Origin of the sequence: Achromobacter ruhlandii (assembly GCF_002082135.1) — a bacterium.
Lineage (GTDB): Bacteria > Pseudomonadota > Gammaproteobacteria > Burkholderiales > Burkholderiaceae_B > Achromobacter > Achromobacter ruhlandii.
This window is the reverse complement of sequence record NZ_CP017433.1, coordinates 346,916-366,062: the sequence shown is the minus strand read 5'-3', so window position 1 is coordinate 366,062 and position 19,147 is coordinate 346,916. Positions and strand designations below refer to the sequence as shown.

At 68.4% G+C, this 19,147-nt stretch carries 15 protein-coding genes; 6 read left to right on the top strand and 9 right to left on the bottom strand.

Annotated elements, in window-relative coordinates; all coding sequences use genetic code 11:
• The 4 genes from AruCF_RS01635 to metH form a co-directional block, all read right to left on the bottom strand.
• Entirely contained in the window at positions 1 to 834 is an 834-nt protein-coding gene (locus tag AruCF_RS01635; RefSeq protein ID WP_049070957.1) for a substrate-binding periplasmic protein, read from the bottom strand.
• A 131-nt stretch (positions 835 to 965) separates the two neighbouring features.
• Positions 966 to 1,832: a substrate-binding periplasmic protein gene (locus tag AruCF_RS01630; protein WP_049070956.1), complete on the bottom strand. Its 867-nt coding sequence runs from the start codon at positions 1,830 to 1,832 to the stop codon at positions 966 to 968.
• Positions 1,833 to 1,915: 83 nt separating this feature from the next.
• Positions 1,916 to 2,644 carry a FadR/GntR family transcriptional regulator gene (locus tag AruCF_RS01625; RefSeq protein ID WP_006386875.1) on the bottom strand — a complete coding sequence of 243 codons (729 nt, stop codon included), beginning with the start codon at positions 2,642 to 2,644 and terminating at the stop codon, positions 1,916 to 1,918.
• A 179-nt stretch (positions 2,645 to 2,823) separates the two neighbouring features.
• On the bottom strand, positions 2,824 to 6,597 hold the full coding sequence (metH, locus tag AruCF_RS01620) for a methionine synthase (protein ID WP_049070955.1): 3,774 nt from the start codon (positions 6,595 to 6,597) through the stop codon (positions 2,824 to 2,826).
• A gap of 448 nt (positions 6,598 to 7,045) precedes the next feature.
• Between metH and AruCF_RS01615 the strand changes: the two genes are divergently transcribed.
• The 6 genes from AruCF_RS01615 (at position 7,046) to AruCF_RS01590 (ending at position 14,383) form a co-directional block, all read left to right on the top strand.
• Positions 7,046 to 9,085 carry a TonB-dependent receptor gene (locus tag AruCF_RS01615; RefSeq protein ID WP_049070954.1) on the top strand — a complete coding sequence of 680 codons (2,040 nt, stop codon included), beginning with the start codon at positions 7,046 to 7,048 and terminating at the stop codon, positions 9,083 to 9,085.
• 54 nt (positions 9,086 to 9,139) lie between these two features.
• Complete coding sequence (locus AruCF_RS01610) at positions 9,140 to 10,072, top strand: cobalamin-binding protein (protein ID WP_049070953.1); 933 nt, start codon at positions 9,140 to 9,142, stop codon at positions 10,070 to 10,072.
• Between the two features lie 305 nt (positions 10,073 to 10,377).
• The gene (locus AruCF_RS01605) at positions 10,378 to 11,187 is read left to right on the top strand and encodes a thiazole synthase (RefSeq protein WP_006386872.1); all 810 of its coding nucleotides are present in this window, start codon (positions 10,378 to 10,380) and stop codon (positions 11,185 to 11,187) included.
• A complete protein-coding gene (thiD, locus tag AruCF_RS01600; protein WP_049070952.1) occupies positions 11,184 to 12,026 on the top strand; it encodes a bifunctional hydroxymethylpyrimidine kinase/phosphomethylpyrimidine kinase in 843 nt (280 codons plus the stop codon). Before AruCF_RS01605 ends, thiD begins: the two co-directional genes overlap by 4 nt.
• 243 nt (positions 12,027 to 12,269) lie before the next feature.
• Complete coding sequence (locus AruCF_RS01595) at positions 12,270 to 12,950, top strand: protein-L-isoaspartate O-methyltransferase family protein (protein WP_006386870.1); 681 nt, start codon at positions 12,270 to 12,272, stop codon at positions 12,948 to 12,950.
• Positions 12,951 to 13,051: 101 nt separating this feature from the next.
• Complete coding sequence (locus AruCF_RS01590) at positions 13,052 to 14,383, top strand: TolC family outer membrane protein (protein ID WP_083036502.1); 1,332 nt, start codon at positions 13,052 to 13,054, stop codon at positions 14,381 to 14,383.
• Positions 14,384 to 14,398: 15 nt separating this feature from the next.
• On the opposite strand, the gene AruCF_RS01585 is transcribed toward AruCF_RS01590, so the two are convergent.
• The 5 genes from AruCF_RS01585 to AruCF_RS01565 all read right to left on the bottom strand — a co-directional run.
• Positions 14,399 to 14,887, bottom strand: coding sequence for an adenylyltransferase/cytidyltransferase family protein (locus AruCF_RS01585; RefSeq protein ID WP_049070948.1), 489 nt, complete (start codon positions 14,885 to 14,887; stop codon positions 14,399 to 14,401).
• An 89-nt stretch (positions 14,888 to 14,976) separates the two neighbouring features.
• Positions 14,977 to 15,855 carry a ferritin family protein gene (locus AruCF_RS01580; RefSeq protein ID WP_049070947.1) on the bottom strand — a complete coding sequence of 293 codons (879 nt, stop codon included), beginning with the start codon at positions 15,853 to 15,855 and terminating at the stop codon, positions 14,977 to 14,979.
• A 183-nt stretch (positions 15,856 to 16,038) separates the two neighbouring features.
• Entirely contained in the window at positions 16,039 to 17,592 is a 1,554-nt protein-coding gene (gene ubiB / locus AruCF_RS01575) for a ubiquinone biosynthesis regulatory protein kinase UbiB (RefSeq protein ID WP_049070945.1), read from the bottom strand.
• A gap of 3 nt (positions 17,593 to 17,595) precedes the next feature.
• Positions 17,596 to 18,234 carry a ubiquinone biosynthesis accessory factor UbiJ gene (locus tag AruCF_RS01570; protein ID WP_049070944.1) on the bottom strand — a complete coding sequence of 213 codons (639 nt, stop codon included), beginning with the start codon at positions 18,232 to 18,234 and terminating at the stop codon, positions 17,596 to 17,598.
• A gap of 195 nt (positions 18,235 to 18,429) precedes the next feature.
• A partial coding sequence (locus tag AruCF_RS01565; RefSeq protein ID WP_254431165.1) for a Tim44 domain-containing protein occupies positions 18,430 to 19,147 on the bottom strand: 718 nt, incomplete at its 5' end.

The window sequence follows — 19,147 nt, the reverse complement described above, 5'->3', positions numbered from 1 at the left end:
TTACTTCAGGTTCTGCGTCATGCGGCGCTCTTCGGCCACCAGTTCGGGATGCATGCGCGCTTCCACCTTGCGCAGCCACTCCAGGTACACCGGCTGGTTCTTGGCCACGCCCATGCCCGCGTCGATCGCGAAGATCTTGCTGTCCTGGCAGTCGTTTTCCTTGGGAAACACGGCCAGGCCCTTGACCTTCTTGCTGATGTTGGGCCACAGCATGCGGTTCAGCGGCGCCACGTCGGAGCGGCCCGCCAGCACTTCCTCGATCGGCGCCACCGAACCCGAGTTGGTCACGCCGCGCAGCTTGGCCTTGGGGAAGTTCTCCAGCACCAGCGGCTCTTCGCCCGCGCCCGAGAAGTAGGCCATGGTGATGCCGGGCTGGTTGAAGTCCTCGACCTTGGTGGCGCTGGTGAACTTGGGATTGGACGCCAGGCCGAACATGCAGACGCTGGTGTTCGAGAAGGTGACGAAGTCGATGATCTTGGCGCGCTCGGCGTTCTGGTTCAGCGGCCCGATCATGATGTCCATCTGGTTGGCGATCAGCGCCGGCACCTTGGTTTCGTGGCTGACCTGCACCGGCACGATCTTCACGTCCAGCAGGCGCGCGAATTCCTTGCCCAGCAGCCACGACGAGCCCATCCAGGGCTCGCCCGAGCCGGTGGTGTTCTGCACCAGCCACGGCGGGTTGTTGACCACGCCCACGCGCAGCACGCCGGCCTTGCGGATGGCGTCGATGCGCGGGCTCTCGCCGGGCGCGGGCGGCGTTTGCGCCTGGGCGGTGGCGGCGCCGGCCAGCAGCAGGGCGGTGGCGGCGAAACGGGTGAGGAAGGACGGTTGCATTGCGGTCTCCTTGGAGGCAAGCCCGGCGGCGGACGCCGGATGCGGGCGCGCGAGGCCGCGGGCTGTCGCCCGGGCCGCGCGCCTTGCGCGGGGTCGGTGAATCCAGTGGGGTGGGGAAAGGCCGGAGCGGCCTACGGGGTCTGTTCGATGATGCGCATTTCGTCGGCGTCCAGGCGCGTCTTCATGCCGGCGGCCACCTGCCGCAGCCAGGCCAGGTATTCGGGTTGGTTCTTGTCGATCGCCAGGCCCACCGGCGAGGCCTTTTCGGTGCTCTGCTGGCAGTTGGCCTCGGCGGGCAGCGCGGTCAGGCCGCGCACCTTGCGGCTCAGGCCGACCCAGGGCACGCGGTTGATCGGCGCCGCGTCGGCGCGCTTGGCCATGATTTCCTCGATCGGCGCGGTGGCGCCCGAGTTGGCCACGGCGCGCAGCGTGGCGTTGGGAAAGCGCTGCTTGACCCAGGCTTCCTCGGCGCCGCCGGTGAAGTAGGCGATGGTGACGCCGGGCCGGTTCAGGTCATCGACCGACCTGGCCGCGGCCATCCTGGGATTGGACGCCAGGCCGAACAGGCAGACGCTGGTGGACGAATACAGCACGAAGTCCACTACTTTCAGGCGCTCCGGCGTTTCGGCCAGCGGGCTGATAGTCATGTCGACCTGGTTGGCCGCCAGCACCGGCACCTTGGTCTCGTGCGAGACCTGCACCGGCGTCAGCTTCACGCCCAACAGGCGGGCGTATTCCTTGGCCAGCAGCCAGGCCGGGCCGCTCCAGCCCTCGCCGCCCTTGCCGGACACGTCCTGCAGCAGCCAGGGCGCATTCTGCAGCACGCCGACGCGCAGCTCGCCCGCCTTGCGGATCGCATCGATGCGCGCGCTCTGGCCCGCCGCGGGCGCTTCCTGCGCCATCGCCGGCGCCGCCAGCGCATAGGCCGCCAGCGCGCACGCCGACAGCATCGCCGCCGCCCTGTGCCAGGCGCGGCTCCCCTTGTTCCTTTGCTGCATCCTGTTGTCTCCTGATGTGTGTCGCCCGGTTCCGGGGCACGGTATCTTCCGCGCTCAGCCGGGGGCCGCCTGCCGGTATTACGTCAACGCCACCCCTGCGCGAACTCGCCGATCACGCGTTCGAGGTGATTGCGCATTGCCTGCCGCGCGCCATCCGCATCGCGCGCCACCAGCGCGCTGAAGATGCGCTGATGGTCTTCCTGCGAGGCCTGGCGCAATTCCTGCGTATGGAAATGCTGTTCGATCTTTTCCCAGATAGGGCCTTGCGCCTGGTCCCACATGGCCGTCACCGTGCCCAGCAGCACGCTGTTGCCGGTGGACTGCGCGATGTACAGGTGGAAACGGCGGTCGGCCTCCTGGTTCTCTTCCTTGTGCATCATCTGTTCGCGCATGGTGGTCAGCGCCTCGAAGATGCGGTCCAGGTCGGCATCGTTGCGCGTCGTGGCCGCCAGCGCGGCGATCTCGGATTCCACCAGGCAGCGCGCGCGCAGCAGTTCGAACGGACCGGCGCCCGGCTCCTGCGCGGCCGGCAGCCGCGCCACGCCCGGCTTGGGTTCACAGACGTAGATGCCCGAACCGCCGCGCACTTCCACCACGCCCTGCAGTTCCAGCGCGATGATGGCCTCGCGCAGCGAGGTGCGGCTGACGTCGAAGCGCTCGGCCAGCGCGCGCTCGGCCGGCAGGCGCTTGCCCACCGCGAACTCGCCCTGCGCGACCAGCGCCTGGATCTGCGCGGCCAGCCGCAGGTAGGCGCGGTCGGCCACCGGCTTGCTGGCGGGTTCCTCGGGCTTGGGGATCAGTTGTAGTGTCATGGCGTTGAAAGTGGTTGGACCAAATATTATGTGGTTTACCAATTTGGCACATCATGGTTTACCACTATCCATTTGGTAAACCGTCCGAATAAAACAAAGCGCCGCGCCGGACGAGCCGGGGCGGCGCTGGGGTGACACTGAGATGCCGGGCGGGCCCGGCGCGGCGGCGGAACCGGCCGTCAGCCCAGGTTCGGCGCCAGCGTGCGCTTCAGATCCTCGATGCTGCGGCCGCTGCGCGCGGCGTAGTCCTGCAACTGGTCTTCGCCGATGATGCCGACGTTGAAGTACTGCGACTGCGGATGGCTGAAGTAGAAGCCCGACACGCTCGAGGCCGGGAACATGGCGTAGCTGTCGGTCAGCATCATGCCGATGTCGGCGCCGTCCAGCACGCGGAACATGTCGGTCTTGACCACATGCTCCGGGCAGGCCGGATAGCCCGGCGCCGGGCGGATGCCGACGTACTTCTCGGCGATCATGTCGTCGTTGGACAGCGCCTCGTCCGGCGCGTAGCCCCACAGGTCCTGGCGCACGCGGGCGTGCAGGCATTCGGCGAAGGCTTCGGCCAGGCGGTCGGCCAGCGACTTGAGCATGATGCCGGAATAGTCGTCCAGCGCCTTCTCGAACTCGGCTTCCTTCTTCTCGATGCCGATGCCGGCCGTCACCGCGAACATGCCGATGTAGTCGAGCTTGCCGCTGGATTTGGGCGCGATGAAGTCCGACAGCGACTTGTTGCTGACGCCCTCGCGCTTGGCGCCCTGCTGGCGCAGGTTGCGATAGGTGAACAGCACCTCGCTGCGGCTCTCGTCCTTGTAGACCTCGATGTCCTCGTCGTTGACGCTGTTGGCCGGATAGAAGCCGACCACGCCGTTGGCGGTCAGCCAGCGGCCCTCGACGATGCGTTTCATCATGGCCTGGCCGTCGGCGTAGACCTTGCGCGCCTGCTCGCCCACCACCTTGTCGTCCAGGATCGCCGGGAACGGGCCGAACAGGCTCCAGGTCTGGAAGAACGGGCCCCAGTCCACGTACTTGGCAATCTCGGCCAGGTCATAGCTCTTGAAGGTGCGGCGGCCGATGAACTTGGGGCGCGGCGGCGTGTAGCTGTCCCAGTCGATCCGCGGGCGCGAGGCGCGCGCCTCGGCCAGCGGCAGGATCGGCGCGGCCTTGCGGTTGGCGTGGCGGCGGCGCACGTCCTCGTATTCCTCGGCCAGCTCCGCCAGGTAGGCGTCCGCCTGGTCGGACATCAGGCTGGTGGCCACGCCCACCGAACGGCTGGCGTCCGGCACGTAGATCACCGGGCCTTCGTAGTTGGGCGCGATCTTCACGGCCGTGTGCACGCGGCTGGTGGTGGCGCCGCCGATCATCAGCGGCACCTTGCGGCTGCGGAAATACTCGTCGCGCTGCATTTCCGAGGCGACGTAGGCCATCTCTTCCAGGCTGGGCGTGATCAGACCGGACAGGCCGACGATGTCGGCATTCTCTTCCTTGGCCTTCTCCAGAATCTGGGCGCAGGGCACCATCACGCCCATGTTCACCACTTCGAAGTTGTTGCACTGCAGGACCACCGACACGATGTTCTTGCCGATGTCGTGCACGTCGCCCTTGACGGTGGCGATGACGATCTTGCCCTTGGCGCGCACGTCGCCGCCGGCGGCCGCGATCTGGCGCTTTTCCTCTTCGATGAAGGGGATCAGGTGGGCCACGGCCTGCTTCATCACGCGCGCCGACTTCACCACCTGCGGCAGGAACATCTTGCCGGCGCCGAACAGGTCGCCCACCACGTTCATGCCGTCCATCAGCGGGCCTTCGATCACCTCGATCGGACGGCCGCCGCGCGCGGCGATCTTCTGGCGCACCTCTTCGGTGTCCTCGACGATGAACGCGGTAATGCCGTGCACCAAAGCGTGCGACAGGCGCGCCTCGACCTCCGCATTGCGCCAGGCCAGGTCTTCTTCCTTCTTGGCGCCCGAGCCCTTCACCGTGTCGGCGAACTGCACCAGGCGCTCGGTCGGCGTGCGTTCGTCGGCCGGGTCGGTCTTGCCGACCGGCTCGGCGCGGTCCAGCACCACGTCCTCGACCAGGTCGCGCAGCTGGGGATCCAGATCGGCGTAGACGCCCAACTGGCCGGCGTTGACGATGCCCATCGTCATGCCTTCCTTGACCGCGTAATACAGGAACACGGTGTGGATGGCCTCGCGCATCGGCTCGTTGCCGCGGAACGAGAAGCTCACGTTCGAGACCCCGCCCGAGATGCGGGCGTGGGGCAGGTTCTCGCGGATCCAGCGCGTGCCCTCGATGAAGTCGACGGCGTAATGGTTGTGCTCGTCGATGCCGGTGGCGACCGCGAACACGTTGGGATCGAAAATGATGTCTTCCGGCGGGAAACCCTCTTCCTCGACCAGGATCTTGTAGGCGCGGCCGCAGATTTCCTTGCGGCGCTCCAGCGTGTCGGCCTGGCCCAATTCGTCGAACGCCATCACCACCACCGCCGCGCCGTAGCGGCGGCACAGGCGGGCGTGGTGGCGGAACGGCTCCAGGCCTTCCTTCATCGAGATCGAGTTGACCACCGGCTTGCCCTGCACGCACTTCAGGCCGGTCTCGATGACGTCCCACTTGGAGCTGTCGATCATCACCGGCACGCGCGCGATGTCGGGTTCGGAGGCGATCAGGTTCAGGAAGCGGTGCATGCACGCCACCGAATCCAGCATGGCCTCGTCCATGTTGATGTCGATGATCTGCGCGCCGTTCTCGACCTGCTGGCGGGCCACCGCCAGCGCCTCGTCGTATTTCTCTTCGCGGATCAGGCGCGCGAACATCTTGCTGCCGGTGACGTTGGTGCGTTCGCCCACGTTCACGAACAGCGTGTCCTCGTCGATGTTCAGCGGCTCCAGGCCCGACAGGCGGGTCTTGACCGGGATCTCCGGCACCACCCGCGGCGTCAGCGCCGCAACCTTGTCGGCAATCGCGCGGATGTGGTCGGGCGTGGTGCCGCAGCAGCCGCCGGACATGTTCACCAGCCCGGCGCGGGCGAATTCCTCCAGCAGCGCGGAAGTGTCGGCCGGGGTCTCGTCAAAGCCGGTCTCGGCCATCGGGTTGGGCAGGCCGGCGTTGGGGTAGACACAGACGTAGGTGTCGCAGATCTTGGACAGCTCGGCCACGTACGGGCGCATCAGCGCCGCGCCCAGCGCGCAGTTCAGGCCGATGGTGACCGGCCGCGCATGGCGCACCGAGTTCCAGAAGGCCTCGACGGTCTGGCCCGACAGGATGCGGCCGGAGGCGTCGGTGACGGTGCCCGAGATCATCACCGGCAGGCGGATGCCGCGCTGCTCGAACACTTCCTCGGTGGCGAAGATCGCCGCCTTGGCGTTGAGCGTGTCGAAGATGGTTTCGATCAGGACGATGTCGATGCCGCCATCGAGCAGGCCGTTGAGCTGTTCAACGTAGGCCACGCGCAGCTCGTCGAAGGTGACGTTGCGCGCGCCCGGGTCGTTCACGTCGGGCGAGATCGACGCCGTCTTGGGCTGCGGGCCGAGCGCGCCGGCCACGAAGCGCGGCTTGTCCGGCGTGCTGTACTGGTCACAGGCCTGGCGCGCCAGTTGCGCGGACACCAGGTTCAGCTCGTAGGCCAGTTCCGGCAGGTCGTAGTCGCCCTGCGCGATCGAGGTGGCGCCGAAGGTGTTGGTCTCGATGACGTCGGCGCCGGCTTCCAGGTACTGGCGGTGGATCTCCGAGATCACGTCCGGCCGCACCAGCGACAGCAGTTCGTTGTCGCCCTTCAGGTCCTTGCCATGGCCGGCGAAGCGCTCGCCGCGGAAATCGGCCTCGCCCAGCTTGTAGCGCTGGATCATCGTGCCCATGGCGCCGTCCAGGATCAGGATGCGCTGGCCCAGCAGGCGGGCGAAATCGCCGCCGCGGGTGAAGCTCTCGGGCGGGTAAGGCAGGCGGGGATACGACACGTTCAGGTCCGAAAGGAGGGTTGGGCAACGAAAGCGGCCGCGCAAATGTCGCTAAAAAGCGATAAAGGCCGAAAAATCAACCCCTGATCGTAACAAATCGGACCCCGCTAGGGCCCGCGGTGATACAGTTTCGGCCCCGAACCGGTGCTTTCGGCGCACTGGGACAGGCAAGAACGCAACACTTGCCGGTCCGCGCGCGAAAGGTAAACGGGAAACAGGAAGACGCCCGCCCCGCCGCCCACAAGGCCGGCTGGCCCGGATATCCAGCCTGTGCTGCCCCCGCAACGGTCCCCATGCGCGCGATGCGCCCATGGCAGCCCGATACCGGCCTGTTCGATCGCCAGGACGCCCGTCCGGCGCCCGCTCCCCAGGGATCGCGGCGTGGCCCCGGGTTTCCTCCCCATCGTGATTGACCTGCGGGGTCGCGGGTCGCATCGAGGTCTTGTAGATGAAATCCCGCTCCATCCGGCGCTACGCTGGCGCCCTGCTCTGTTCCGCCCCGGCCCTCTCGGCCGCCCAGCAAGCCGCCACTCCCGAACTCGACACCGTCACCGTCACCGCCCAGCGCGTGCCCAGCGATGGCCGCACCCTGCCAGTGTCGATCTCCGTCATCACCGCCGAAGACATCGCCGCCAGCAGCGCCCGCACCATGCAGGACCTGCTGTCGACGCAGGCCGGCATCCACCTGGTCAACACCACCAGCGCCAGCGACAACGCCATCGTCGACCTGCGCGGCTTCGGCATCACCGGCGCCAGCAACACGCTGATCATGATCGACGGCGTCAAGCAGAACACCAACGATCTGTCCGCCCCCAGCCTGGGCGTGGTGCCGCTGGACCAGGTCGAACGCGTCGAAATCGTGCGCGGCAGCGGCTCGGTGCAATACGGCGGCGGCACCACCGGCGGCGTGATCAACATCATCACCCGCAAGGACTTCGCCAAGGAGCCGGTAACGGCCCGCGCCACCGCCACCTTCGGCAGCTACGGCCTGCGCCAGTACGACGCCGCCGTGGCGCTGAACAACCAGAAGGTGGGCGTGGACGCCTACATGCAGTCGCTGCACAGCGACGGCTACCGCGAGCACAGCGGCGAGAGCCGCGAGGGCGGCGGCGGCAGCATCACTTTCCGCCACGACAACGGCTCGATCCGCCTGTATGGCAACACCACCACGCAGAAGCTGGACCTGCCGGGCCCGCGCCTGATCAACCCGACCACGGGCGAGAACCAGTTCGAAAGCGACCCGCGCGGCGCCAAGAACAAGGTCGACTTCGTCAAGACCACCACCACCACCTTCGGCCTGCAGGTCGAGCAGCAGCTCGGCGTGGGCACGCTGTACGCCGACGCCTCGACCCGCGAGAAGAAGCTCAACGGCCTGTCGTACGACGGTTTCGGCGACACGCTGCGCCAGCAGAAGCTGGAAGAGAACCTGGCCAGCCTGCGCTACCGCCTGCCGATCAACGGCGGTCACAGCGTGGTGTTCGGCGCCGACGCGCAGGAAGCCAAGACCTCCGCCGACCAGAACGCCTACTACGACTTCGCCCCCTCCAAGTGGCAGTCGCGCCAGCATCAGTACGGCCTGTTCGCCGAAGGCCAGATCCGCGCCACCGACAGCACCTACGTCACCCTGGGCGCGCGCCGCCAGTACGCCTCCGACAAGCTGGAAGTGATTTCCGGCTCGGGCGAGGAATCCGACAAGGGCCACCACCTGACCGCCTGGCAGCTCGGCGTGCGCCAGGACCTGCCGGCCGGCTTCGGCCTGTACGGCAAGGTCGGCCGCAGCTTCCGCCTGCCCAATGCCGACGAAGCCCTGTCGGTGCAATCGCCGCTGGCGCCGCAGACGTCCACCGACAAGGAACTGGGCGTGACCTGGGCCTCGGACAGCACCAGCGCGCGCCTGTCGTGGTTCCGCTATGACCTGACCAACGAGATCCAGTACAACCCGCTGGCCGACGGCATGTGGGGTCCGGGCACCGGCGCCAACACCAACCTGGATCCGACCCGTCGCCAGGGCATCGAACTGGAAGGCCACCACAAGCTGACCAGCAGCCTGACGCTGGACGCCAACCTGACCTGGATGGAAGCGCAATTCCGCTCGGGCACCTATGGCGGCGTCGACCTGGCGGGCAAGACCGTGCCGCTGGCGCCCAAGTGGCTGGCCAACGCCGGCGTGACCTGGCGCCCCACCGACGCGTTCCTGTGGAACGTGACGGCGCAGTACGTGGGCAAGTCGCGCATGGACAACGACCAGGCCAACCAGTTCGACACGCAGCTGGACGCCTACGTGCTCTTCAATACCAAGGTGGCCTACAAGTTCACCCGCAACATCGAAGGCGCGTTCGGCATCAACAACCTGCTGGACCGCAAGTACGCCACCTACGGCATCCGTGGCGGCGATGCCTCGTTCCAGATGCTGGGCCCGGTTGCCAACTACAACCTGTACCCCGCGCCCGGCCGCAACTTCTACGCCTCCCTCACGGTGCGCTACTAAGCAGCGATCCGATATAGTCGGCGTTCCTCCACGCCGACCGTATCGATCCCTCGCATGACGTTCGTCCGCGCCGTTCCGTTCGCCGTCCTGGGGCTGCTGTGCGCCCCGGGGCCGGCGGCGGCCGCCCCCTCGCCCAAGACTGCAGCCGCGACCTCGGTCGAAGCTCCGGCGGCGATCCACGCGCGCGACGACCGCGGCCGCGACGTCACCCTGGCCGCCCCGGCGCGGCGCGCGGTGACCCTGGCGCCGCACGCCACCGAACTGGTCTACGCGGCCGGCGCAGGCGCCTACCTGGTCGCCACGATCCGCGGCAGCGACTATCCGCCCGCGGCCCGCGCCCTGCCGGTCATCGGCGACGGCACCCAGCCCGATCCCGAGCGCGTGGCCGCCACCCGTCCGGACCTGGTGATCGCCTGGCAGCCGTCCGCCGCCGCGCCGCTGGCGCGCGTGATGGACAAGCTCGGCGTGGCGGTCTACTACAGCGACCCGCAGACGCTCGCGGCCATTCCCGACGCGGTCGAACGCCTGGGCGTGCTGTTCGGCACCGAGGCGCAGGCCGGCCCCGCCGCCCAGGCCCTGCGCGCGCGCCTGGACGCGCTGGCCGCGCGCTACGCCGGCCGCGCGCCGGTGCGGGTCTTCGTGCAGGCGGGCCTGGACCCCATCTACACGCTGAACCACGCCAGCATCGTCAGCGACGCGCTGCGCCTGTGCGGCGGCGTCAACGTCTTCGCCCAGGCGCCGGTGGTGGCCCCGCAGGTCGGCCTGGAAAGCGTGCTGGCGGCGCGGCCCGATGCGGTGCTGGCCGGCGTCTCCGCGCCCGCCGACACCGCCCGCAACCTGGCCGCCTGGCGCGCCATGGGCCTGCCGGCGGCGTTGGCGGGCCACGTCTACGGCATCGACGCCGACGCGCTGTACCGCCCCGGTCCGCGCCTGATCGATGCGGCCGAACAGTTGTGCGCCGACCTGGACCGGTTGCGCCAGCCCTGAGGCGTAGGGGCATCCAGGGGCGTCTCGCGCAGGCCCTGGACATCGCGGCACGCGCGGCCGAGCTATCGCCATCCCCATGCGGCGCGGCGCGCTCCCCGGATACCCCTGCCCGCGCCCCGGTCATTCGCACCGGCCACCGCTGCGCGGCAAGCGCGATTTCTGGAACGCGCCAACGTGGCCTTTCGCGCAGGCGCGCCGCGCCGTGCTTTATGATTCGCCTAACCGGGATCAACCCATTGATCCGCCCGATGATCAGCCAGCCCCCGCGGGTCCCGCTGCGCGCGCCCGCCCTTTGAAGCATCGCCATGACCACTCAAGACACTCTCACCATCGCCGGCCGCGCCTACTCGTCGCGCCTGCTCGTCGGCACCGGCAAGTACAAGGATTTCGAACAGACCCGCGCGGCGCTGGATGCCAGCGGCACCGAGATCGTCACGGTCGCCATCCGCCGCACCAACATCGGCCAGAACCCGGGCGAGCCCAATCTGCTCGACTACGTGCCGATGTCCAAGTTCACGCTGCTGCCCAACACCGCCGGCTGCTATTCGGCCGACGACGCCGTGCGCACGCTGCGCCTGGCGCGCGAGCTGCTGGACGGCCACGCCCTGGTCAAGCTGGAAGTGCTTGGCGATCCGCACACGCTGTTCCCCAACATGCCCGAAACCCTCAAGGCCACCAAGACGCTGGTGGATGAGGGCTTCCAGGTCATGGTCTATTGCACCGACGATCCCATCCAGTGCCGCATGCTCGAAGACATGGGCGCCGTGGCCGTGATGCCGCTGGCCTCGCTGATCGGCTCCGGCATGGGCATCCTGAACCCCTGGAACCTGCGCCTGATCATCGACCAGGCGCGCGTGCCGGTGGTGGTGGACGCCGGCGTGGGCACCGCCTCGGATGCCGCCATCGCCATGGAACTGGGCTGCGACGCCGTGCTGATGAACACCGCCATCGCCGCCGCGCGCGACCCGGTGCTGATGGCCAGCGCCATGAAAAAGGGCGTCGAGTCCGGCCGCGAGGCATTCCTGGCCGGCCGCATGCCGAAAAAGCTCTACAGCGGCGCGCCCAGCTCGCCGACCGAAGGCCTGATCACCGCCGCCCCCGGCGCCGCCAAATGAGCAGCCGCCAGCCGGCCGCCACTGGCCGCCCGATCCCCAACGCGCTGACCATCGCCGGCGTCGACCCGTCCGGCGGCGCCGGCATCCTGGCCGACGTCAAGGCCATGAGCGCCCTGGGCGCCTATGGCTGCGCCGTCATCGCCGCGCTCACCGCGCAGAACACCCAGGGCGTCAGCGGCATCTCGCCGGTGCCGCCGGCCTTCGTCGGCCAGCAGATCGACACCCTGTTCGCCGACGTGCGCATCGACGCGGTCAAGATCGGCATGCTGGGCCAGCAGCCGGTGATCCAGGTGGTGGCCGAGAAGCTGGCCAAGTGGACCCCGGTGCACGTGGTGCTGGACCCGGTCATGGTCGCCAAGAGCGGCGACCTGCTGCTGGAACGCGATGCCGTCGGCGCCATGCGCGAAGCGCTGCTGCCGCAGGCCACGCTGCTGACCCCGAACCTGCCCGAGGCCGGCGTGCTGCTGGAAGAGCGGCCGGTGGAGACGGTCAAGGAAATGCGGCGCGTGGCCGAGCGCCTGCGCAACAAGCTGGCGCATTCCGGCCAGCGCTGGGTCATGGTCAAGGGCGGCCACCTGCCCGGCAACGACACCATCGACCTGCTGCACGACGGCGACCGCATGATCGAGCTGCCGGGTCACCGCATCGAGACCGCCAACACCCACGGCACCGGCTGCACCCTGTCGGCCGCCCTGGCCGCCCTGCTGCCCCAGGTCGAGGACGTGCCCGAGGCGGCGCGCCGCGCCAAGGCCTACCTGACCGAAGCCATCCGCCACGCCGAGCGCCTGTCGGTCGGCTCCGGCCATGGCCCGGTGCACCACTTCCACGCCTGGTGGTGAGACCGGCGGGGCGGAATCGGACTTCGCACCCGGTCCCCCGCCCCGGCCGGCCGCCAGGGCCGATGTAACCCGACTCCCCGCACTCTCCTCCCGTCCGCCCGGCTGGCCGGGATTGCGTCCGAAAGCGCCGCGACCGCCGGCCCGTTTCCGGGCGTGTAACCAGGCGGCCCGCTCCCCGGCGTCACAGGACGCTACGAATCGGTACAATGGTCGGCTGATTCCTCCGCTTTTTTCCTGACCGTCATGAACGCTTCGACCCTGCCCGACGTAGAACAAGCCCGCTTCAACATGGTGGAACAGCAGATCCGCCCGTGGGACGTCCTGGACGCCAACGTGCTGCAAGCACTGTTCGATGTGCGCCGCGAACAGTTCGTTCCGCCGGCCCTGCGCGCCCTGGCGTTTTCCGACCTGGAACTGCCGCTGGAAATCAACGCGGTCAATACCCGCCAGACCATGCTCGCCCCCAAGGTCGAAGCCCGCCTGGCCCAGGAACTGCAACTGAGCAAATCCGACTGCGTGCTGGAAATCGGCACTGGCTCCGGCTATCAGGCCGCGCTGCTGGGCTACCTGGCGCAGCAGGTCACCTCGGTCGAGATCGACAGCCGCCTGGTCACGTTCGCGCAGCAGAACCTGCAGATGAACAACGTCACCAACGTCAAGGTCGAAACCGGCGACGGCCGCAACGGCTGGGGTTCCACCGAATATGACGCGATCCTGGTGACGGGTTCGGTGCCGGTCGTGCCCGACGCGCTCAAGTACCAGCTGCGCGTGGGCGGCCGCCTGGTCGTCGTCGTCGGCCAGGCCCCCGTCATGACGGCCTGTCGCATCACCCGCACCACCGCCGCCAGCTTCGAGACCGTCAATCTGTTCGAAACGGTCATCAAGCCCCTGCGCGGCGCCACGGTGTCGCAGTTCAAGTTCTGAGTTCCCAGGCGGGGCCGTGCGGCCCCGCCACGCCGGCCCGCCCGGCCACACGGGCTCCCGCCCTGGATTCCCTGGAGCAGCACCCCTCCCCCTGACAGATCATGCGCGTCCGACTGCTTACGGCTTTACTGGTTTTTACCTCCGCCGCAAGTGTCGGCCCGTCTGTCGCGTGCGCGCAGAATCTGCTGCAGGTGTGGCAATCCGCCCTGGGCAATGACCCCATCTATGCGGCGGCCCGCGCCAATTACCGCGCCGGGCTGGAAAAGGAACCGCAGGCGCGCGCCCTGCTGCTGCCCGAGGTCTCGGCCGGCGTCGGCGGCGCCTACCAGGAAACCCGCAGCACCCGCGGCCTGAGCATGGCCTACAGCGGCGGCCGTGGCGTCTGGGACCTGGCGCTGACCCAGCCGCTGTTCGACTGGGGCCGCTGGCAGAACCACGAACAGTCCAAGCTCATCGTCGCCGATGTCGAGGTGCAATTGCAGCAGGCCTACCAGGACCTGCTGCTGCGCGTGGCCGACGCCTATTTCAACGTGCTGTATGCCCAGGACGCCCTGACCGCCACCGAGGCCGAAAAGGCCGCCGTGGCCGGCCAGCTGGAGTCGGCCAAGCGCAACTTCGAGCTGGGCAACGCCACCATCACCGACACCTACGAGGCGCAGGCGCGCTACGACCTGGTGGTGGCGCAGGAACTGCGCCTGCAGAACGACCTGGACGTGCGCCGCGATGAACTGGCCAGGATCATCGGCACCGCCCCCGGCGCGCTGGCCGAACTGCCTCCGGGTGTGCAGTTGCCCGCGCCGCAGCCGGCCCGCGTGGCCGACTGGAGCAACCAGGCCGAATCCTCCAGCCTGGAGGTGCTGCGCGCCCAGCTGCTGACGCGCATCGCCGGCCGCGAGATCCAGATCGCCAAGAGCGGCCACTACCCCACCCTGAACCTGCGCGCCACCAGCGGCAGCGCCAGCGACGCGGTGATGCGCAATGCCACCCCCGGCAAGCCGATCGACAGCACCATCGGCGTGGTGCTGTCGATTCCCTTGTATTCGGGCGGCGGGGTGTCCTCGCAGGTCACGGAAAAGGTGCAGCTGGAGCAGAAGGCCCGCCACGATTTCGAGGCCGCGCGGCGCCAGGCGGTGCAGGCCGCGCGCCAGTACTACACCGGCGTCACCAGCGGCCTGGTGCGCATCCAGGCGCTGGAAGCCGGCGAGAAGTCCAGCCGCGCCGCGGTCGAGGCCAACCGCACCGGCTACGAGGTGGGCGTGCGCATCAACCTGGACGTGCTCAACGCCCAGCAGCAGCTCTACGCCACCCAGCGCGACCTGGCGCTGGCGCGCTACAGCACGGTGCTGTCGGGGCTGCGCCTGAAGGCCACCAGCGGCATCCTGGCCGAGTCCGACCTGGAAGCCATCAACCGGTTGCTGCGCGAACCGCGCTAAGCGCGCGGCAGCGTCTCAGGCGCCCTGGATCTTCTTGACCAGCGCCGTGGTGGAACGCTCGAACTCGAACGGAATGGCCACCGCGCGGCCGCCCCAGGTCTTGACCAGGGCGGTCTCGGGCAGCTTTTCCATGTCGTAGTCGCCGCCCTTGACGATCAGGTCCGGCTTGAGCTGGCCGATCAGGGCCTCGGGCGTGTCCTCGTGGAACGAGGTGACCACGGTGACAAAGCCCAGCGCCGCCAGCAGCGCGGCGCGGTCTTCCATGCGGTTCAACGGGCGCTCGGCGCCCTTGCCCAGGCGGCGCACCGATTCATCGGTGTTGACCGCCACGATCAGCGTGGCGCCCAGTTGGGCGGCCTGGTCCAGGTAGGTGGCGTGGCCCCGATGCAGGATGTCGAAGACGCCATTGGTGAACACCAGCGGCCGCGGCAGGCGGCCGGTGGCAACGGCGGCGACGCAGTCGTCGCGGGACAGGACTTTGGATTCGAAACGGGCGGCTGGCATGCCGCGATTGTACGACGGCGGCCGTGGCCGCCGTCATCGGTCATCTGACGCTCCCGGACAGGGCCGGCGCGCGCCGCCGTGGCGCCCGGTCAGGCGCCGGCCAGCACGATTTCCTTTTCCTTGGGCACGATCAGCGCCGTCATTTCCTTGCGGTAGCGGTTCAGGTCCTTGACCGTCTCGAAGCTGCGGTCCATCAGCTTGGACAGGATGTGCAGGATGCGGGTGGCGACCTTCTGTTCCCACACGCCGTCAAAGCGGATCTGGGTGTCCAGCCAATGCTCCAGCCAGCCCGGCTCGGGCAGGCGCGACTGCACCGTGTCGTTGGGGAACAGGTCCTTGTTGACGTGCAGGTTGGTCGGGTGCAGCGCCTGCTGGGTGCGGCCAGCCGAGGCCATCAGCACGCCGATCTTGGAGAACGCCAGGCGCGCCTGGACGCTGGTGTCCTCGCCACGGTTGTGCAGGGCGCGGCGCATGTACTGCAGGTAGGCGCCGGCATGGCGGGCCTCGTCCTGCGCCACGGTCTTGTAGATGGCCTTGATGACCGGCTCGGTATGCCATTCGGCGGCGCGGCGATACCAGTGGTTCAGGCGCACTTCGCCGCAGAAATGCAGCATCAGCGTTTCCAGCTCGGGCGCGACGTCGAATTCGAAGCGCACGTTGTGCAGCTCTTCCTCGGTAGGCACCAGGTCGGGACGGAAGCGGCGCAGGTATTCGATCAGCACCAGGGAATGCTTCTGTTCTTCGAAGAACCACACCGACATGAACGCGCAGAAATCGCTGTCGCCGCGATTGTCGCGCAGGAACATCTCGGTGGCCGGCAACGCGGCCCATTCGGTGATGGCGTTCATCTTGATCGTATGCGCCTGCTCGTCCGAGAGCTTGCTGCGATCGAAGTCGCCCCAGGGAATATCGTGCGCCATGTTCCAGCGCACCGCTTCCATGGTCTTGAAGAGTTCAGGATAAAGCATGTTCTGCCCTTGTTTTCGTCCCGCTAGTGGGGCTATAGAAATTGATGAATGGCGCACGCGCTTGCCGGCGCGACGCTGCACAGAGGTCTGCCCAGCGCTATTTTTCGCCGTCTCCCGCGAAGCTATGATGACCGTTTCATGAATGAAACATGACAGGGGATCGCACTTACACCATCGCGCCGCCTATCGGGTCAATGCCCACAACGCCACCCCGATGGCCAGGGCCAGCACGCCAACCAGCGCCGCGACGAGCCGGTTGTTCTGTTCCTGGGCCCGCCGCAGCTGCGCCATCTCGGCCAGCAGCGCCGGCGAGAGGTTCGGGCGGTTCAGGTGGTCGTGGACCAGCCTGGGAAGCGCCGGCAGCATCTGCGACCACTGCGCGGCTTCTTTTTCCAGGCTCTGCCGCAGGCCCTTGATTCCGACACGCTGGCGCATCCAGCGTTCCAGATAGGGCTTGGCGGTCTTCCAGAGATCCAGGTTGGGGTCGAGCTGCCGCCCCAGGCCTTCGACGTTCAGCAACGTCTTCTGCAGCAGCACCAGCTGCGGCTGGATCTCCACATTGAACCGGCGCGAGGTCTGGAACAGGCGCAACAGCACCTGGCCCAGGGAAATCTCGGACAACGGCCGGTCAAAATAGGGTTCGCAGACGGCGCGCACCGCGCCCTCCAGTTCTTCCTCGCGCGTGTCGGGCGGCACCCAGCCGGACTCGATATGCAATTGCGCCACGCGGCGGTAGTCGCGGTGGAAGAAGGCCAGGAAGTTCTGCGCCAGGTAGTTCTTGTCGAATTCCGACAGCGAGCCGACGATGCCGAAGTCCAGGGCGATGTAGCTGCCCAGCGTCTCGGGTCGGTCGGACACGTAGATGTTGCCCGGGTGCATGTCGGCGTGGAAGAAGCCGTCGGTGAACACCTGGGTGAAGAAGATCTCGACGCCGGTGCGCGCCAGGGTCGGAATGTCGATGCCGGCGGCGCGCATGCGCTCGACCTGGCCCACCGGCACGCCATACATGCGCTGCATGGTGAACACGGTGGACGCGGTGTACTCCCAGATCACCTCGGGCACCATCAGCATGTCGCCGCGGCCCGATTCCGGGCCGAAGTTGCGGCGCAACTGGCTGCAGTTGGAAGCCTCGCGCACCAGGTCGAGTTCGTCGTGCAGGTATTTGTCGAACTCGGCCACGACTTCGCGCGGCTTGAGCCGGCGGCCATCGGCGCCCAGGCGCTCGATGATGCGGGCCACGATCTTGAGCAGCGACAGGTCCTTCTCGATGATGCTGAGCATGCCCGGGCGCAGCACCTTGACCGCCACCTCGCGGCCGTCGTGCAGCACCGCGAAGTGCACCTGGGCGATGGAGGCCGACGCCACCGGGTCCACCTGGAACTGCGCGAACAGCTTTTCGGGCGGCGCGCCCAGCGCGGCCTCGATGCAGGCAGCGGCCTGGGCCGACGGGAACGGCGGCACGCGATCCTGCAGCAGCGCCAGTTCGTTGGCGATGTCGGCCGGAATCAGGTCGCGGCGGGTGGACAGCACCTGGCCGAACTTCACGAAGATCGGGCCCAGCGATTCCAGCGCCAGGCGCAGCCGCAGGCCGCGCGGCTGGCGCGGCCGGGTGCCCAGGCGGATGACGCGCAGCAGGCAGGTGGCCAGCGGATGGTTCAGGCTGGACAGCACCAGCTCGTCCAGGCCATAGCGCAGCGAAACCAGAATGATGCGGAACAGGCGCAGCAACGGAAACATAGGTCAGGCGCCCCGCTTGGCGGCGGCCGAGGCCAGCCGGTTGGTCAGGGTGGCGGCCGAGCGCGCCAGCGCATCGGCGCGGGCGTTCAGCTCGGCCAGGTCCAGGCGCCATTGCTCCAGCGCCGGGCGGCCCAGCAACATGCCGCTTTCCTCGGCCAGGTACTCGGACACGTTCTCGGCCATGCGCTGGCCGGCCTGGCGCGCGCCGCCGGCGGCCGCGCGCAGCCCGCCGGCGATGCGCAGCGCGGGAATGTCGCCCACCAGCCGGGCCAGGCTGTCTTCCGGGTCCCAGCGCAACTGCCTGGACAGGTCCGCCACCACCTGCGCCAGCGCGGCGTCGCCGGAGATGTGCGTGGCTTCGGCGAAATCGGGCGCCGCGCCGCCCGCGCCCAGGCGCGGCAGCGGCAGCTTCTCGGGCGCCACCGTCAGGGTCACGTCGGGCACCACGGCGGCATCGGCCTGGGCCGCCAGCCCCTCGCTGTCGATGGTCAGGCCCAGGGTGAAGCCGCCCAGCGCGAAGCGCACGGTCTTGCCGGCGTGGCGGGCCAGGCGTTCGCGCGCCCAGTCCTCACGCTTCAACAGGGCGTTGAGCGCGCCGACGGCCAGCCGTGCAGGAGTGGGCAGAAACGAAAAAGGCAACATGACAGTCCGCGACCCCGCGCAACGGGGCTGACGAAGTTGATGGGTAAATCGGGAGTGTACCGGGTTGGATGGGGGTGTGTTCCGGGCAGTCTGGGCGCGGTTTGCGCCCGCGCATGGAAAAACCGGCCCTGAGGGGCCGGTTGGAACGGACGGCCGCGAGGCCGCCGCGATATCAGGGAGATGGCGCCAGCCGGATCAGCTGGCGTATTCCACCGGGATCTGCTGGATGCCGGCCAGCAGCCAGCCGCCGTTGGCGGGCTTGAACAGGTTCCAGACTTCCTCGAAGCGGAAGGCTTCGGCGCCCGGGGTTTCGCGCAGCATGCCCGAGAAGCGCACGCTGGCCAGGTGACCGTCGGACACGGTTTCGATGCCCAGCAGCTCGGCGTTCAACAGCACCACTTCGGTCTTGTTGGGCGCGGCGCCACGCTCTGCCAGCTGCGGCTTGAGCTCGGTGATCAGGTCATCGGTCAGGTAGTCGCGCAGGCGGTCGGTGCTGCCGCTGTCCCACACGGCCTGGATGCGCACGAACTGTTCCTTGGCCTGCTTCAGGAAGTTGGGCGTATCGAAGTCGCCGGGCACGAACCAGTTGTTGTCGTCACCCGCTTTGGGCAGCACGGCGGCCGGGGCGGCAGCGGCGGCTGCGACCGGCGCCGCGGCCGGGGCGGCCGGCTTCAGCGCCTCACGCCACATGGGCTGCTGCTGCGGTTGGCCAGGCGCGTTGTTGGCGCCGCCGAAGGCGCCCTGCGTGGCCGGACGCGGCGCCGCGCCGCGCAGGCGGCGGATGATGAACATCACGGCGAACACGACCACGGCGATCAGCAGCGCGGACGACAGGAACTCGGCGAAGGCGCCCGACAGGCCCATGCTCGAGAGCAGCGCGGCGATGCCCAGGCCGGCGGCGATGCCGGCGATG

What these genes read in the sequence shown, in the direction of transcription:
- AruCF_RS01635 (WP_049070957.1), bottom strand. Translation starts at nt 834, where the DNA reads ATGCAACCGTCCTTCCTCACCCGTTTCGCCGCCACCGCCCTGCTGCTG.
- AruCF_RS01630 (WP_049070956.1), bottom strand. Translation starts at nt 1,832, where the DNA reads ATGCAGCAAAGGAACAAGGGGAGCCGCGCCTGGCACAGGGCGGCGGCG.
- AruCF_RS01625 (WP_006386875.1), bottom strand. Translation starts at nt 2,644, where the DNA reads ATGACACTACAACTGATCCCCAAGCCCGAGGAACCCGCCAGCAAGCCG.
- AruCF_RS01615 (WP_049070954.1), top strand. Translation starts at nt 7,046, where the DNA reads ATGAAATCCCGCTCCATCCGGCGCTACGCTGGCGCCCTGCTCTGTTCC.
- AruCF_RS01610 (WP_049070953.1), top strand. Translation starts at nt 9,140, where the DNA reads ATGACGTTCGTCCGCGCCGTTCCGTTCGCCGTCCTGGGGCTGCTGTGC.
- AruCF_RS01605 (WP_006386872.1), top strand. Translation starts at nt 10,378, where the DNA reads ATGACCACTCAAGACACTCTCACCATCGCCGGCCGCGCCTACTCGTCG.
- thiD (WP_049070952.1), top strand. Translation starts at nt 11,184, where the DNA reads ATGAGCAGCCGCCAGCCGGCCGCCACTGGCCGCCCGATCCCCAACGCG.
- AruCF_RS01595 (WP_006386870.1), top strand. Translation starts at nt 12,270, where the DNA reads ATGAACGCTTCGACCCTGCCCGACGTAGAACAAGCCCGCTTCAACATG.
- AruCF_RS01590 (WP_083036502.1), top strand. Translation starts at nt 13,052, where the DNA reads ATGCGCGTCCGACTGCTTACGGCTTTACTGGTTTTTACCTCCGCCGCA.
- AruCF_RS01585 (WP_049070948.1), bottom strand. Translation starts at nt 14,887, where the DNA reads ATGCCAGCCGCCCGTTTCGAATCCAAAGTCCTGTCCCGCGACGACTGC.
- AruCF_RS01580 (WP_049070947.1), bottom strand. Translation starts at nt 15,855, where the DNA reads ATGCTTTATCCTGAACTCTTCAAGACCATGGAAGCGGTGCGCTGGAAC.
- ubiB (WP_049070945.1), bottom strand. Translation starts at nt 17,592, where the DNA reads ATGTTTCCGTTGCTGCGCCTGTTCCGCATCATTCTGGTTTCGCTGCGC.
- AruCF_RS01570 (WP_049070944.1), bottom strand. Translation starts at nt 18,234, where the DNA reads ATGTTGCCTTTTTCGTTTCTGCCCACTCCTGCACGGCTGGCCGTCGGC.